General features: G+C 35.6%; 18 protein-coding genes. 10 read left to right on the top strand and 8 right to left on the bottom strand.

Annotated features, from left to right (window positions below; genetic code table 11):
• Positions 1-3 precede the first annotated feature (3 nt).
• A complete protein-coding gene (locus ACFO5O_RS01600; RefSeq protein ID WP_387960279.1) occupies positions 4-645 on the top strand; it encodes a hypothetical protein in 642 nt (213 codons plus the stop codon).
• Positions 646-717: 72 nt separating this feature from the next.
• Here the strand turns inward: ACFO5O_RS01600 and ACFO5O_RS01595 are convergent, their stop codons facing one another.
• Together ACFO5O_RS01595 and ACFO5O_RS01590 are read right to left on the bottom strand one after the other, a co-directional pair.
• Positions 718-1,515, bottom strand: a complete 798-nt coding sequence (locus ACFO5O_RS01595) for a lysophospholipid acyltransferase family protein (RefSeq protein WP_387960277.1) — start codon at positions 1,513-1,515, stop codon at positions 718-720.
• A 45-nt stretch (positions 1,516-1,560) separates the two neighbouring features.
• Entirely contained in the window at positions 1,561-2,202 is a 642-nt protein-coding gene (locus ACFO5O_RS01590) for an NUDIX hydrolase (RefSeq protein WP_387960275.1), read from the bottom strand.
• Here ACFO5O_RS01590 and ACFO5O_RS01585 point away from each other — a divergent pair.
• Positions 2,201-2,908, top strand: a complete 708-nt coding sequence (locus ACFO5O_RS01585; RefSeq protein ID WP_387960273.1) for a peptidylprolyl isomerase — start codon at positions 2,201-2,203, stop codon at positions 2,906-2,908. The two genes, ACFO5O_RS01590 and ACFO5O_RS01585, sit on opposite strands and share 2 nt — an antisense overlap.
• A 59-nt stretch (positions 2,909-2,967) precedes the next feature.
• Positions 2,968-5,118 (top strand): M3 family metallopeptidase, encoded by a 2,151-nt coding sequence (locus ACFO5O_RS01580; protein ID WP_387960271.1) that lies wholly within the window; start codon positions 2,968-2,970, stop codon positions 5,116-5,118.
• A gap of 53 nt (positions 5,119-5,171) precedes the next feature.
• Here ACFO5O_RS01580 and ACFO5O_RS01575 read toward each other — a convergent pair whose 3' ends face one another.
• Both ACFO5O_RS01575 and ACFO5O_RS01570 read right to left on the bottom strand, forming a co-directional pair.
• A complete protein-coding gene (locus ACFO5O_RS01575; RefSeq protein WP_387960269.1) occupies positions 5,172-5,780 on the bottom strand; it encodes a trimeric intracellular cation channel family protein in 609 nt (202 codons plus the stop codon).
• A complete protein-coding gene (locus tag ACFO5O_RS01570) occupies positions 5,780-6,496 on the bottom strand; it encodes an RDD family protein (protein ID WP_387960267.1) in 717 nt (238 codons plus the stop codon). The genes ACFO5O_RS01575 and ACFO5O_RS01570 overlap by 1 nt, the downstream gene beginning before the upstream one ends.
• A 24-nt stretch (positions 6,497-6,520) precedes the next feature.
• Between ACFO5O_RS01570 and ACFO5O_RS01565 the strand changes: the two genes are divergently transcribed.
• The 5 genes from ACFO5O_RS01565 to ACFO5O_RS01545 all read left to right on the top strand — a co-directional run bounded on the left by ACFO5O_RS01565 (position 6,521) and on the right by ACFO5O_RS01545 (position 11,910).
• Complete coding sequence (locus ACFO5O_RS01565; RefSeq protein ID WP_387960265.1) at positions 6,521-7,510, top strand: stage II sporulation protein M; 990 nt, start codon at positions 6,521-6,523, stop codon at positions 7,508-7,510.
• Complete coding sequence (locus ACFO5O_RS01560) at positions 7,507-8,235, top strand: hypothetical protein (protein WP_387960263.1); 729 nt, start codon at positions 7,507-7,509, stop codon at positions 8,233-8,235. The genes ACFO5O_RS01565 and ACFO5O_RS01560 overlap by 4 nt, the downstream gene beginning before the upstream one ends.
• The gene (locus tag ACFO5O_RS01555) at positions 8,232-9,440 is read left to right on the top strand and encodes a DUF4350 domain-containing protein (RefSeq protein WP_387960261.1); all 1,209 of its coding nucleotides are present in this window, start codon (positions 8,232-8,234) and stop codon (positions 9,438-9,440) included. Before ACFO5O_RS01560 ends, ACFO5O_RS01555 begins: the two co-directional genes overlap by 4 nt.
• Before the next feature lie 2 nt (positions 9,441-9,442).
• Complete coding sequence (locus tag ACFO5O_RS01550; RefSeq protein WP_387960259.1) at positions 9,443-10,489, top strand: AAA family ATPase; 1,047 nt, start codon at positions 9,443-9,445, stop codon at positions 10,487-10,489.
• 86 nt (positions 10,490-10,575) lie between these two features.
• Positions 10,576-11,910, top strand: a complete 1,335-nt coding sequence (locus ACFO5O_RS01545; protein WP_387960257.1) for a DUF58 domain-containing protein — start codon at positions 10,576-10,578, stop codon at positions 11,908-11,910.
• A gap of 42 nt (positions 11,911-11,952) precedes the next feature.
• On the opposite strand, the gene ACFO5O_RS01540 is transcribed toward ACFO5O_RS01545, so the two are convergent.
• A complete protein-coding gene (locus ACFO5O_RS01540; protein WP_387960255.1) occupies positions 11,953-12,432 on the bottom strand; it encodes a Dps family protein in 480 nt (159 codons plus the stop codon).
• A 102-nt stretch (positions 12,433-12,534) separates the two neighbouring features.
• Between ACFO5O_RS01540 and ACFO5O_RS01535 the strand changes: the two genes are divergently transcribed.
• On the top strand, positions 12,535-13,473 hold the full coding sequence (locus ACFO5O_RS01535; RefSeq protein WP_387960253.1) for a LysR substrate-binding domain-containing protein: 939 nt from the start codon (positions 12,535-12,537) through the stop codon (positions 13,471-13,473).
• A 27-nt stretch (positions 13,474-13,500) separates the two neighbouring features.
• Here ACFO5O_RS01535 and ACFO5O_RS01530 read toward each other — a convergent pair whose 3' ends face one another.
• The 3 genes from ACFO5O_RS01530 to ACFO5O_RS01520 all read right to left on the bottom strand — a co-directional run bounded on the left by ACFO5O_RS01530 (position 13,501) and on the right by ACFO5O_RS01520 (position 15,169).
• Positions 13,501-13,698: a hypothetical protein gene (locus ACFO5O_RS01530; RefSeq protein WP_119028410.1), complete on the bottom strand. Its 198-nt coding sequence runs from the start codon at positions 13,696-13,698 to the stop codon at positions 13,501-13,503.
• Between the two features lie 133 nt (positions 13,699-13,831).
• Positions 13,832-14,632: a TIGR00266 family protein gene (locus ACFO5O_RS01525; protein ID WP_387960250.1), complete on the bottom strand. Its 801-nt coding sequence runs from the start codon at positions 14,630-14,632 to the stop codon at positions 13,832-13,834.
• A gap of 75 nt (positions 14,633-14,707) precedes the next feature.
• Complete coding sequence (locus ACFO5O_RS01520) at positions 14,708-15,169, bottom strand: DUF4442 domain-containing protein (RefSeq protein WP_387960248.1); 462 nt, start codon at positions 15,167-15,169, stop codon at positions 14,708-14,710.
• A 144-nt stretch (positions 15,170-15,313) separates the two neighbouring features.
• Between ACFO5O_RS01520 and ACFO5O_RS01515 the strand changes: the two genes are divergently transcribed.
• Positions 15,314-15,760, top strand: coding sequence for a DUF4870 domain-containing protein (locus ACFO5O_RS01515; protein WP_387960246.1), 447 nt, complete (start codon positions 15,314-15,316; stop codon positions 15,758-15,760).
• The last annotated feature ends 61 nt before the right edge of the window (positions 15,761-15,821 follow it).

Raw genomic sequence — 15,821 nt, 5'->3', positions numbered from 1 at the left:
ATTATGGATGAATTAGAAATATTAAAAAAGGATTGGAAGAAGGATGATTCTAGATATCCAAAACTCACTTATAATGAGATTTATAAGATGATCCTTAAAAAGTCGTCTTCCATTGTGAAGTGGATTTTTATCATTAGCATTTTAGAATTTGTGCTATGGACAGGGCTTTCATTTGCACTTAAAGATGCCGATTTCAACAAAAAATTTGAATCCTACCATGCCGAAAATATCATGATTCCGTTTATGGCTTTGGGTTATATTATATTAGCCTATTTCTTTTACAAGTTTTTTATGAATTACCGAACCATTTCGGTAACAGACAACGCCAAGCGGTTAATGGAAAACATTTTAAAAACACGTCGTACGGTGAAGCAGTATGTGGCCTTTAACTTAATCTATTTGGCAGCTTCAGCATTTCTAGTTTTAGGGATTCAATTTAACAGGGACGACCAAATGATCGCCACAATTAATAAAGCCACTGCAAACGGCGAATTATTTAAGTTTTATGCACTAACAATAATCATCACCCTTGCAGCCCTTGCTATCATGATAGGGGTTATCTTACTGTTTTACTATCTTATTTACGGTATTTTACTTAAGCGACTTAACAGAAATTATAAAGAATTAAAAAGACTAGAAACGTAGTGTTTCGTGTTTGGTGTTTAGATGCTAGTAAATATCACTTTTAATATCTAGCTTCTTACATCTAACTTAAGATTACCATTCACGCATTTTATTAAGCTCTTCTTGCGCCATAATCTCTTCTTGTGGGATAACCTTTAAAAATGAAGGATGCTGCTCAATGGCATATTCAATTTTTTCTACAATACTATCAATACTATCGTTATCATAGTCAATTTCCAATGGTGGTTTAATTTCCATGGACTGCAGAATATTTTTCTTCTTAATTCTAAGACCTTTTTTATCAAATGAGCGCCTAAATCCATCAATAACAATAGGAACAACCACTGGCCTATATCGTTTAATAATATGTGCTGTCCCTTTTCTAATTGGTTTAAAGGGCGTTGTGGTTCCTTGTGGAAAGGTGATCACCCAACCATCACCAAGAGCCTTCCCAATATTTGAAATATCGCTCAACTTTACCTGTCTATTTACATCTTTACCTTCGGCCCTCCAGGTACGTTCAATACTTACCGAACCTACATAAGCCAGAATTTTAGGTAACAGACCAGACTTCATGGTCTCTTTGGCGGCCACATAATAAATGTTAAGTTTAGGATTCCAGAGGTAACCAATATTTTTTATGGAGTCATCCCTATTACTCAAACTGGCATTGAATACATGAAACATGGCTACCACATCAGCAAAATAAGTTTGATGGTTTGAGATGAACAATACATTTTTATCAGGAAGTGCTTTAATGATTTCTGAACCATCAATTTGCAGTTCATTAAACCCTCTAAAACGCCTGTGCGTCATGGCTCCCAAAATTCTGATGAGCCATTTTTTTATAAAAAGTATATGTCCGAAAGGATTCCTTTTGAATAATCCCATAGTAGTTATTAGTTAGTGCGAAATACAAAAATAATAAACTGCAGGCTATAAAACCTGTTTTAAAAGGTCTTTTAATTCACTTAACATCATTGCGGTCGCACCCCAAACTATATGCCCGTTGAGTTGAAACGCCGGAACTTCAACCTCTAATTTGTACGATGTTGGTACAACAGTTTTAATCATATTATCGTCCTCAACAAAGTGAGACAGACTCACTTCTATCACATCATCTACTTCATCTTCTTGCCTCACAAATCTTGGGGTTTTAGGGCATACTCCTAAAAAGGGATACACTGTAAAATTGCTAGGAGGAATATATAATTCAGTCAGGGCCTTTACAACTTGTACATCACATTTTTGCACTCCTATTTCTTCCTGTGCTTCTCGTAAAGCGGTGAATTCGATATTAACATCTCCTTTTTCAATTTTTCCTCCCGGAAATCCAATTTGCGCCGAATGCACTCCTTTATAGGTTTTTCTTAATATTAAAGCAAATTGCGTTTGCTGTTGACTGTTTGGATAAAATAGAGCCAGAACACCTGCTTTTTTGGCCTTTTTCATCAATTCTTTATTGCGTTCCATTAACTCCAAACGAAACGGAGGAGACATTTTAAGATGCGAGGATTCTCCTGGAAGTTCAATATTTTCTATTTTTGAAACAGAATGTAAAAATGTATTAAAATTCATGATGAGAATTCTTTTATTAATAGGTCTATCCTTACTTTTTTCGAACTGTGAAGATAAAAAAACCAATCAAAACAAAACAACTTCAACTACAGATTCAATAATAAAAACCGAACCTATTGAAATTAAAAAGGATACAGTAACAGAACCAGAACGCGAATTCCCAGAACTTACTGATGAAAACGCTATGGAATTTTTTCTTCACTATTCAGAAGATTTAAAAGAAGATAAAGTTCGACTGACTACCGACTTTGGCGACATAGATATTCTTTTATTTGACAATGTGAGATTTCATAAGGCTAATTTTATTTTTCTCACGAAACAAGGCTATTTTGACGGTACGCAATTTCATAGAGTGGTCAATAATTTTATTATTCAAGGCGGAAATACAGATGATATAGACATTGCAAAAAAACGCACCTATATTGGGAAATATTTATTGCCAAACGATAGTAAGCGTGGCTACAGACATAGCCGTGGCGTTATTTCGATGCCGAGTAGTGAGATTGAAAATCCGCATAAATTGGCGTCGCCATATGAGTTTTTTATTGTCCAAAGAGATGCCTATCACCTTGATGGCGATTATACCATTTTTGGGAGAGTGATTAGAGGTATGGATGTTGTAGATGAAATTGCCGCACAACCTACAGACAACGCCGAGTGGCCACTTCATAATGTCTATATTCAAAAAGCAGAAATTATAAAATAATTAAGAAAATTGGTCTTCTAAATTTATAACTTTAAAGCTTCAATTTTAATAATTAACTAATGATAAAACTACCATTATCAAAGCCCTTATCTGCTTTGAGTTTATGTGCAATCGTAACATTTACGGCATGTAAAGACGACAAAAATGAACCAAAAATGAGCGACAATATTTTAGTTCAGGAATGGACAGGGCCCTACCAAGGTGTTTCTGCATTTGATAAAATGACCGTCTCCGATGTGAAACCTGCAATGGAAGAGGCGATGGCTTTAGGCCTTGCAGATATTGAGCGCATTGCAAATAGTCCCGAAGCACCTACTTTTGAAAACACCATTGAAGAAATGGAGCGTTCCGGTAAAGTACTTAACCGGGTTTTTGTCTATTACGGCATCATGAGTAGCAATGTATCGTCTCCTGAATTTAGAGATGTACAAACCGAATTGGCTCCTAAAATTTCAGAATACAATTCTAAAATTTCACAAAATGAAGCTCTGTTTAAACGTATTAAGGCCGTTTACGACGCTTCACAGGAACAACCATTACCTGCAGACCAACAACGTGTTGTGGATTTGATCTACAAAAATTTTGAAATGAATGGTGCCAATCTTGATGAAGCCAAAAAGAAGCGTTATGCCGAAATCAACAAGGAGCTATCCTCATTATACACCAAATTCTCCAACAATGTGCTACATGACGAAGAGAACTATGTCACTTATTTAACCAAGGATCAATTGGGTGGCTTATCGGAAGGTTTTATCAAATCGGCTGCAAAAATCGCGGCAGACAAAGGGCAAGAAGGTAAATATGCCATTACGAACACACGTTCATCCATGGATCCATTTTTAACCTATTCTACAGAGCGTGAATTGCGCAAACAAGTGTGGACCAATTATTACGCGCGCGGTGATAACGGCGATGAATATGACAATAACCAATTAATAGCGCAAATTTTAAAACTCCGTAAAGAGCGTGTTGGTTTAATGGGTTATGATAATTATGCCGAATGGCGCTTACAGGATCGTATGGCCAAAACACCTGAAAATGCTATGAATTTAATGATGGCAGTTTGGCCGGCTGCTATAGCACGTGTTGAAGAAGAAGTTGCCGACATGCAAGCCGTTGCTGATGCCAATCGCGACAATATCTCTATTGAGCCTTGGGATTATAGATATTACGCCGAAAAAGTGCGTCAAAAAAAGTATGATCTTGATAGCGAAGAAGTCAAGCAATATCTACAACTCGATAAATTAACAGATGCTATATTTTATGTAGCTGGTGAATTATTCAATTATAAATTTACCCCTGTTGAAAAAGGGAAAATACCTGTATTTCACGACGATGTCAACGTTTGGGAAGTTACCGATAAGGATTCTGGTAAACATATAGGTCTATGGTACTTAGATCCCTACGCCAGAGAAGGCAAACGTTCGGGAGCTTGGGCTACGACCTACAGAAGTTACGACTCGTTTGATGGTGAGAAAAATGTATTAGCCTCCAACAATTCTAACTTTGTTAAGCCAGCACCAGGAGAAGCTGTTTTAGTGTCTTGGGATGATGCCACCACCTTTTTCCATGAATTTGGTCATGCATTACACTTCTTTTCTGCCAATGTAAAATACCCCACCTTAAATGGTGGTGTGAGGGACTACACCGAATTTCAATCGCAGTTATTAGAACGTTGGTTATCTACAGATCAAGTGATCAATCAGTTTTTAGTACATTATAAAACGGGTGAACCTATTCCTGCTTCTTTGGTTGAAAAAATCAAAAAAGCTTCAACCTTCAATCAAGGATTTGGTACAACGGAATATTTAGCTTCCGCTTTAATCGATATGAAAATCCATCTTGCCGATCCCGAGAATATCGACGTAGATAAATTTGAACGTGAAACTTTGGCCGAGCTCAACATGCCAGAAGAAATCCCAATGCGTCACAGAACACCTCATTTTGGACATGTGTTCTCCGGCGAAGGTTATGCAACAGCCTATTATGGTTATATGTGGGCAGATGTTTTAACCAGTGATGCTTCTGAAGCCTTTAGAGAAGCGCCAGGTGGATTCTATGATGCCGATGTTGCCGAAAAACTCGTGAAGTATTTATTTGCACCACGTAATTCAATGGATCCTGCTGATGCTTACCGCTTGTTTAGAGGCAGAGATGCCAAAATTGAAGCTTTGATGAAAGATAGAGGCTTTCCTGTCCCAAAGGATTAACTATTGGCAAAAACAATAAACTTAAAAAGGCATTGGTATATATCAATGCCTTTTTATTTGTCTCTATATAAGTTGGGTAAACTAATTTTTAGTTTCACGGCTAATAGACGCACTATAATTACAATAAGCCCTGCAATGACAAACACAAAATTGGTGTCGTTCATAAACTCTCGAAGCAAAAAATAGGTTAGGCCTCCTAAAATACAAGCCGTTGCGTAAATTTCCTTCCTGAAAACAACTGGGATTTCATTGCAAAGTATATCCCTTATGACGCCTCCAAAACAGGCAGTCATGGTTCCGAGTGCAATACAAATAATGGGGTGCAATTCTGCTTGAATCCCTTTTTCGATACCTACAACCGTATATAATCCTATACCAATAGTATCAAATAAAAAGAGTGAGGTACGTAAATAATTGATCTTATCTTTAAGAATTATCGCTAAAATCGTGGCTCCAAAAATCACATACACATAGGTCATATTGGTCATCCAAGACACTGGAGTTTGGCCAATGAGCATGTCTCTTAATGTCCCACCGCCAACGGCTGTAACGAATGCAATGATGAGCACACCAAATAAATCCATGCGTTTGTTCATGGCTACCAAAACACCTGAAACAGCAAAGGCAACCGTACCTAATATATCTATGATTTGAAAAAACATCACATGTTCTGGGTATAATAATTATAGTCTTTCAATACAGTATCTATAAACTGAATGTCTGAACTGCTTGCTTTTTTGATTTCGGTAACTTCCACAATTTTGGTACGTAATTTAATCAGGGTTTGGTAATCTTTAGATTCTTTTGCAATAGTAAAAGTATCCTTAATAATTCGTGCATCATTATCAGAAAGCCGAATCACATTGGGATACGTAGGCTTATAGTCTTCTCGTAAATCTTCTAAAATGGTATGATTAATGGTTACTTTATCCTTAATCGAGATTACTGCTGTCCCGGCAGCCATGTCACCAAAACGCTGAGAACGTTTGTTGAACATAATCACAAAGAAGCCTATTCCAAAAATGTAAATGTCTACAATCCTAAAAAACCACCGTACAAGATAATCGGCCAAGGAGGCTTGGTAACCATCAATTTTAACCACCCTTATTTTCATGGCTTTCTTACCTATGGTTTGACCTTCCAAAAGGGACTCTAAAACCAAAGTATAAAATATAACAGGAAAACTTAAGATGGTGTTGATACCAATTTGGGACCATTCGTCCATGTTCTCAAAAGCCCCAAACACATTTCCGGCAATAATTAAATACCCAATTTTTATACAGGTATCTAATATGAAGGCTAATAAGCGCTCTCCCACTCCAGCGGCCTCAAAATTTATTTTTACATTTTGAGTTGTGTTAATTTGTAACTCTGACATTTTATATTTTAATTTAACGACTGTATGAGAGAAGTTGCATTTATCAAGCAAAATAAAGAAAAATGGTTGAGTTTTGAAACAGCCATTTTTAATAACGATTTTAAAGATCCTGATGAACTTGCTTCACAATACATTCATTTAATCAATGACCTCTCCTACGCTCAAACGTATTACCCCAAAAGTAAGGTAATTGTCTATTTAAACCAGCTTGCCGCCAAAGCTTTTCAGAAAATTTACAAAACCAAACGAGAAGACACCAACCGTATTGTTGAATTCTGGAAAACCGAAATCCCATTGATTACCTACCAGTACCGTAAATTTATTTACGTGGCCTTTATTATTTTCTCGATGTTTACGGCTATTGGTGTTATTTCGGCAGCCAACGATGGTGAATTTGTGAGGTCTATTCTTGGTGATCAGTATGTGAATATGACGATTGAAAATATTGAGGCTGGCAACCCGGTTGCCGTTTATAAGAGCGGGAGTAATTGGGGGAGTTTTATTGGCATTACTATAAACAACCTTCGCGTAGGTATTATCGCATTCATTTTAGGTATTTTTGGCGGTTTTGGTACTGTTTGGATACTGTTTAAAAACTGTATTATGCTTGGCTCTTTTCAATACTTTTTTTATGAAAAGAATGTGTTTTGGGAAAGTGTAAGAGGTATTTGGATTCATGGTTCTATGGAAATTTTTGCCATCGTTATAGAATCTGCCGCAGGTTTAATCCTAGGAGCCAGTATTTTATTTCCCGGAACCTATTCGCGATTTAACTCTTTCAAGCGCGGTGCCAAAACAGGCGTAAAAATCCTATTAAGTACATTTCCATTTACATTTTTTGCGGGATTTTTAGAAGGCTTTATCACCCGCTACGCCAATGACATGCCCAACTATTTATCGGTAAGTATCATTTTAATCACCTTGGGATTAATTGCCTACTACTATTTGATCTATCCATTTATGGTTCAAAAGAAATTGAAAGCCGAACTATTAACCTCATTTCCTCAAAAATGAGATATCCTTTAGGCATCTTATGTTTTTGTCTGTTTCTGTTATTCACTAACGAATGGCAAATGCTTGCATTTAATTCGTTTCAGCAACCACCATCTGAGCGGCAATTTGAAGCCGATTTTAAAGAACGATATACTGGAAGAAAATACAATTATGAGGGTAAAGAGGTCGTCAATAATGAATTAAACCCCGTAAATGGTGAGGCCTCAAAATATCAAAACGTCGATCCCAACCTCAAGGAAGACAACAATTATAATGAAAGTTCATTCGATTTAAGTCTGTTAAATTACCTGTTTATCCTCGCACTGGTTCTTGCAGTCATCTACCTTGTCTATATTCTTTTTAATGATGGCACTAGCGGATTATTTTCTTCCAGAAGAAGTCAAAAATTAGCCTCCTTTGGTGATATCAGTGTCGACTCTATCGAGCATATCGATGTGCAGGCTCTAATCAATGAGGCTGAATCCAAGAACGATTATAGACTGGCGATTCGCTACTATTATTTGTTGGTGCTAAAAACCTTAAGTCTCAAAAACTACATAAAACTTGAAGACGACAAGACCAATGCCGAATACCTCAATGAAATCGCCCAGACTCACTTTAGTCAGGGTTTTGCGTACACTTCTTATTTGTACAACTACATCTGGTATGGTGAGTTTCCGTTAAACAACCAGCAATACGCTATTGCAAAGCAACGTTTTACAAACCTTTTAAAAGATGTAAAATGAAGAAGTCGGGCATCATCATTGGGATCATCGTTGTGTTTGTTATCGCATTGGCATTTACCTTAGACTTTAACAGAAACAAGGTTATTGATTGGACCGAAACCTATAACGAAAAAAGTAATAAACCTTACGGTACAAGTGTACTCTATAAAGAACTACCAAAGCTTTTCAAAGGACATAAAATGCGTACGGTTTACCATACACCTTCTAATTATCTTTATGCCAATTCTGAAGATGGCTACGGCGACCATGTTGCTTATGGGTCGTACCTCATTATAGGCAACTCCGATTATTTGGAGTATGATGATGTAATGGAACTATTAAGGTTTACCAGTAATGGCAATACCTTATTTATTTCAGATTATAACTTACCCGAAAAGTTTCTGGATACCCTGAATATAGAAATAGACGCCTTTAAAAATACAGACAGCATTGCCCACTTAAAGTTCAACTATCGCGGGTTGGAGGAGCGACATACCCAAATTGACAAAAGTTTAAAGAGTTATTACTTTTCTACCTATAATGGTGATAATTATAAATCATTGGGGCATCATAGCAACGACCGCTCATTCAGTAATTTTCTGGAAGTCCCTTTTGAAGATGGTTTTATTTACTTGCATTTGGAACCCAAAGCCTTTACCAATTACAACCTTTTAAAAGATCAGCATTACACCTATGTAGAAGGAGTTTTGTCCTATTTACCTAATGACAATCTTTATTTTGATTCGTTCACCAAATATTACGATTCCTATTACGGTGACGTACAAGAAAAATCAGATTTGAGTTGGTTTTTAGAACAGGCTTCGTTTCGATGGGCTTGGTATACCGCATTGATCCTTACACTCTTATTTGTAGTATTTAATGCCAGACGCAGACAACGCGTTATCAATATCATCAAGCCTTTAGAGAATACAACGGTTGGATTTGTGAAGACCATTTCAAACCTTTATTTTGAAACTCAAGACCATAAAAACCTCATTGATAAGAAAATTATTTATTTCCTTGAAAAAATTAGAACCGATTATCATATGGATACTTCTACTTTGAATGACGAATTTATAAGTACATTGGCTTTAAAATCTGGAAAAAAATACGAAACGGTAAAAAAACTCATCAACTTCATCAATTGGCTACGTACCAAAAACGAATTTTTTGAAGACAATTTGATCAAACTTAATAAACATATTGAAGATTTTTATTCTAAATAATTATGGAAGAACAACATACACCCACGCCTGAAGACCAAACCCCTGAACCCGTTAATGAAAATTCCCAAGCGGCTAAAGACCTTCAATTTGAAAATCGATTGGATCTATCAGAATTGCAGGCTAATATTCAAAACATAAGAAAGGAAATCGGCACTGTTATCGTTGGGCAAAACGAAATGATTGATATGCTCATCGCTTCACTTTTAGCCGGTGGACATTCGTTAATTGAAGGTGTACCAGGTGTGGCAAAAACTATCACAGCAAAGCTTTTGGCAAAAACCTTGGACGTTGGGTTTAGTCGTATTCAATTCACACCAGATTTAATGCCTAGTGACATTTTAGGGACTTCGGTATTCAACTTAAAGACCACCGATTTTGAATTCAAGAAAGGACCTATTTTTTCTAACATGATTCTTATTGATGAGATTAACAGAGCACCTGCAAAAACGCAAGCGGCACTTTTTGAAGTGATGGAAGAACAACAGATTACCATTGACGGCAATGTGTTTAAACTGGAAGCGCCATTCATGGTTTTGGCTACTCAAAATCCTATTGAACAAGAAGGCACCTACCGCTTACCAGAAGCCCAATTAGATCGTTTTTTATTTAAAATAGATGTCGATTATCCCAAACTAGAAGATGAAATTGAAATCTTAATGCGTGAACATCAGCTAAAAGGCAGCGAAAAAACCAGTTCTGTTTCTGCGTTTTTAACCCCAAAGCAACTTAAAAACTACCAAAACTTGGTCGCCCAGGTTTTAATCGAAGAACACTTATTAAAATATATTGCAGAAATCATTGTATCGACACGAAGCAACCAGTTTTTATATTTAGGCGCTTCACCAAGAGCATCAATAGCCATCTTAAGAGCTAGTAAAGCGTTTGCAGCTATGGATGGACGCGATTTTGTAACGCCAGAAGATATAAAACGTGCCGCCATTCCGGTTCTACATCATAGAGTCATTGTCACTCCAGAACGTGAAATGGAAGGCGTAACCAGTAAGGATATTATTAAACAAATTATTGAAGCGGTGGAAATACCTAGGTAGGTGTTAGGTGTTAGCCGTTATGAGTAATGAGTAATGAGTAATGAGTAATGAGTGGTATACAATTGAAAAGAATATTAATTTAGGAAATGATACAATTCTTTAAATCCTTTTACATACAGCCAAGATTTTTCTATTTTGGCATTGCCATTGTCATACTCTTTGTTTTCAGCTATTTCGTTCCTGTATTTTTTAATCTTGCTAAAATTGCAATGGTCGTAGGTTTAGGTTTAATGACCTGTGATATTTTAATTCTTTTTATAGGAAGTCAAGGTATTAGAGCCCAACGTTTATTACCGGATAAGCTTTCAAATGGTGATCCAAATGCAATTGAAATCAAAATTCAGAATAATTATCCGTTTACAATTTATAGCAATATCATTGATGAGCTACCTGAACAGTTTCAAATAAGGGATTTTGAATTAAAATTAGCTCTACCATCGAGGCAATCAAAATCCATTCACTATCAATTAAAACCTACGGAGCGTGGTGAATATCATTTTGGGAATTTGAATGTTTATGCCCATTCTATTTTGGGTTTAGTCGCCCGACGCTATACCTTCGACAGCAATACCATGGTGCCAACTTACCCCAGTTTTAAACAGCTCAAAAAGTTTGAACTTTTAAATATTAACCAAAATTCTATGGACTATGGTATAAAAAAAATTCGCCGAATTGGTCATACCATGGAGTTTGAACAAATTAAAGATTATGTCTTGGGAGATGATTTACGCACCATAAACTGGAAAGCTACGGCAAAGAAAAACAGCTTAATGGTCAATCAATTTCAAGATGAAAAATCCCAGCCCATTTATTCTGTAATAGATAAAGGTCGAGTGATGAAAATGCCTTTTAATGGTTTAAGTTTATTAGATTATGCCATCAATGCATCCTTGGTGATTAGCAGTGTTGCATTGAAAAAACATGACAAGGCAGGAATACTTTCGTTTTCAAAACGGGTTGACAATATGGTTGTGGCACAACGCCGTAACTCACAAATGCGCTTGATTTTAGAATCACTTTACAATATTAACACAGATTATTTTGAAAGTGATTTTAGCCGGCTCTATGCTAATATCAAGCGGAATATAACACATCGTAGCCTAATTTTACTTTATACTAATTTTGAAACGTTAGACGGTTTAGAACGCCAACTCCCTTACCTAAAAGCCATTGCCAAAAGCCATTTAATTGTAGTAATCTTTTTTAAGAATACCGAATTGAATGATTTAATCGCAAATAAGGCCGAAACGATTCAGCAAGTTTATGACAAAGTGATTGCTGAAAAATTTGCCTTTGAGAAGCGACTAATTGTGAACGAGCTTAAAAAATATGGTATCTATTCCATCTTAACGACACCAGAAAATTTAACCATCGACACGATTAACAAGTATCTTGAAATAAAATCCAGAGGCTTGATATAAAAAAGACCTCTAGTTTAGAGGCCTTTATTTAAAATCTATCAATTAAATGGGTTCATTCAACCACGCTTTTAACATCCATACTGTTTTCTCCTGTTCGGTAATAAAATCACTCATCATTGAATTAGTTCCCTCGTCATTAGCTTCACCAGATTTATCAAGGATTATACGTTCTATTTTTAATAATTCGGTTAAAGAATTAACGATTAAATGAACCGCCTCCTCGTCACGTGATACATTATGTCCCACAGGAACTTTAGCCGCCTTATTATAATCATCAAAGGTATGTAATGGTGTTGCACCCAAAGTTAGAATGCGCTCTGCTATTAGATCTACTTTCATGTTGGCATCGGTATACAATTCTTCAAACTTCACATGAAGATCAAAAAAGCGTTTGCCCTTAATGTTCCAATGTACCCCTCTTAAATTTTGATAATAAATTTGAAAATTTGCCAATAATTGGTTGAGATCATTAGCCAATTCAACGGTCATTTTTTTATCTAATCCTATACTATTCAGTACCATAACTTCTATTTTAAATCTACTACAAATTTAAGCTATAATTAACCTTTACTTCCATAGTTTTTATTAATAGTTTTTATATTTTTATAGCTTAAATTAATACCAATGACAATTACACAATTACATTACGTTTTAGCTATAGCTGAACATAAAAATTTTACTAAAGCCGCAGAAAAATGCTTCGTCACACAACCTACTTTAAGTACCCAAATACAGAAGCTAGAAGATGAATTGGATATTTTAATATTTGACAGAAGTAAGAAGCCAATTGAACTTACCGATGTAGGAAAAAAAATAGTGCAACAGGCAAAAAATATCGTAAATGAGTCTGATAGAATTCAAGATATAGTGGATCAGCAAAAAGGATTCATCGGTGGTGAATTTAAATTAGGGATTATCCCAACGGTTATGCCTACACTTTTGCCTATGTTTTTGAAAACTTTTATCAAAAAACATCCTAAAGTCAAGCTCAAAATTGAAGAGTTAACTACAGAAGATATCATTACAAAAATTAATGACGGGCATTTAGACGCCGCTATTGCTTCAACACCTTTAGAAAATGATAGCATAAAGGAGCGCGTCCTTTTTTATGAACCTTTTGTGGGCTATATTCCAGACCATCATAGATTAGCTGGTAAGAAAACCATTGCGGTTTCTGACCTTGAAATTGAAGATATGCTTTTGTTAGAAGATGGTCACTGTTTTAGAGATGGCGTAATTAATCTATGTAAAGCCTTTAAAAATCATCAAGATGATAGTTTTCAATTAGAAAGTGGAAGTATTGAAACATTGGTCAAACTCTCTGACGAAGGATTAGGTATGACACTTCTTCCCTATTTACATACATTAGACCTCAATAACACTCAAAAAGCTAATTTACATCACTTTAATGAGCCAACACCAGCACGTGAGGTTAGTTTAATTTATCATAAAAGTGAGCTTAAAATCCATATTATTGACGCTATACACAATAGTATTTCTGGCATCATACGAGGGGCAATAGCGTTTCAAAATGTTGAAATTATAAGCCCCTTATCTAAATAAAAAAAGGCGACCAGTTGGTCGCCTTTTTTATGCTTTTAAATAGATTAAACATTGATTTAGTTCTGGATTCTGTAAGATGAGTGATTTAATATAAATCTTAAGCTCTTCTATTTCATAAGGTAGTAGTCGCTGCATTGCTTTTTGAACTTCCTTACAGAACAAGGTTACATCAAAACTGACTTTGTTAAGTACCGTTTTGGTGTACTCGAACATTGCTCTTGCCATAATTAATTTTTTAGTTTTTTGTTAAATCAAGTAGAAGTTTACTATAGGCTATAGATTTTTGATTCTGAATAAAAGTAGTAAAAAAATCAATTCATTTTTAAAGAAATCAAAAAAATTAACAGAATAATGGGTTTTAAAACCTATTGTCACCATCTAATAAATCTCCCAAACCTCCCAAAATACTGCCTTCTCCTTTATCCTTGCCACCACCTTTTGGAGCAGCCGCCAAAACACGACCCGCTAATCTGCTAAATGGTAACGACTGCACGTAAACCACCCCAGGACCTCTCAATTTTGCAAAGAATAAGCCTTCACCTCCAAAGATGGTATTTTTAATGCCCCCAACAAATTCTACATCATAATCTACATCTTGTGTAAAACCCACTATACAACCTGTATCTACGCGTAAAGTCTCCCCAGCTTGTAATACTTTCTTTGCCATTGTTCCTCCAGCATGGACAAAAGCCATGCCATCACCTTCCAATTTTTGCATGATAAATCCTTCCCCTCCAAACAGTCCTCGTCCGAGACGCTTGCTGAATTCAATTCCAATGCTAACGCCTTTAGCTGCGCATAGAAATGCATCTTTTTGACAAATGAATTTCCCTTTATATTCAGTTAAATCAACAGCCAATATTTTGCCAGGATAAGGTGATGCAAATGATACTTTTCGCTTTCCTGAAAGATTATTGTAAAATGCGGTCATAAAAAGACTCTCGCCAGTTAAAATACGTTTTCCGGCGCCAAGTATGGAGCCTAAAAAGCCTTTATTCTTTTCTGATCCATCCCCAAAAATCGTCTCCATTTTTATACCATCATCCATCATCATAAAGTTGCCAGACTCTGCAATTACACCTTCTTGAGGGTCTAATTCTATTTCTACATATTGCATTTCTTCACCAAAAATTTGATAGTCGATTTCGTGTGCTGCCATTTTTAAATATGTTTAGTTGTTAATTCGTTTATATGTTGATCTGTTTTTTCAATTGTTACATTCTAAAACAACTTTTTACTGTTTACTTTTCACTTTAATCGTCCATTCAAAATTAAAGTTAGAGACTTCTATGTCATCGGCATTTTTTCCAATTGCATTCATCCATATGGCTTGACCTTCTCCCGTTTCTAAAGCTTTTGCAATAGCTTTATCAACCAAATCACCTTGATCACATTTAAAGGTAATACGTCCGGTTGCTTTCTTTAAAAACGAAGCCTTATTATTGGCGACTAACATCGATATATTATGACCAGTTGCTCTGATTTTAGACATAACCAACGCGCCCGTAGTTAACTCGGCTGCCATGCCTTGTACCGCCCAGAACATGGAATTAAAGGGGTTTTGATTAATCCAACGATGCTTCACTGTAACCACACATTGTTGTTTATCAATATATTTAACTCTAACTCCAGTAAAAAAGGCAGAAGGTAATTTAAATAGTAAAAATGTGTTGAGTTTTGCGGGTGTGATCTCCATTATAGCTGATATTTGACCCTAAAAGTATCAAAAATAATTTACTTGTAAATTGTTAAATATATGTTAAAATATACTACTATGTTTTGCATAATACCTTTTTTTGGATATATATTTGCATAAGATATTATTATATGTTTTGAAATCATGTTAGACAACCACCAAAAAAACATCGCAACATTTATCCATTTATCAACCTTTTCGAGGTTTATAATACCACTAGGAAATTTTATAGGTCCAATAGTGTTATGGATAGCGAACAAAGAAAAGTCGGAATTTGTAGATGCCCATGGCAAGCAGATAATTAATTTTCAAATCAGCATCTTGTTATATACCCTAATAATAGGTGCCATAAGCATTCCTTTTTTCTTTTTCAAGTTTTTTGATGGGTTAGACTTTTTTGATTTCAATAGTTTTGATCATTTTCATTTCAGTTTAAGCAAGCCATCGCCACTACTCTATTTTACAGGAGCACTTGGAGCATTGGCCATCATTGCCTTTATTTTTGAAATCGTATTTATTATCAAGGCCAGTTTAAAGGCAAGAGATGGCGAGTTATATCAATATCCATTAACCATAAATTTTTTAAAATAACCATCACCATTTTCATCAATCAACATCAATCAATCAATCAAAAAATGAACAGTTCAAAATT

Origin of the sequence: Geojedonia litorea, from assembly GCF_042654525.1 — a bacterium.
In the GTDB taxonomy this organism is placed as follows: Bacteria; Bacteroidota; Bacteroidia; order Flavobacteriales; family Flavobacteriaceae; genus Geojedonia; species Geojedonia litorea.
Note: the sequence above shows the minus strand (reverse complement) of the source record. Positions and strands in the feature narration are given on the sequence as shown.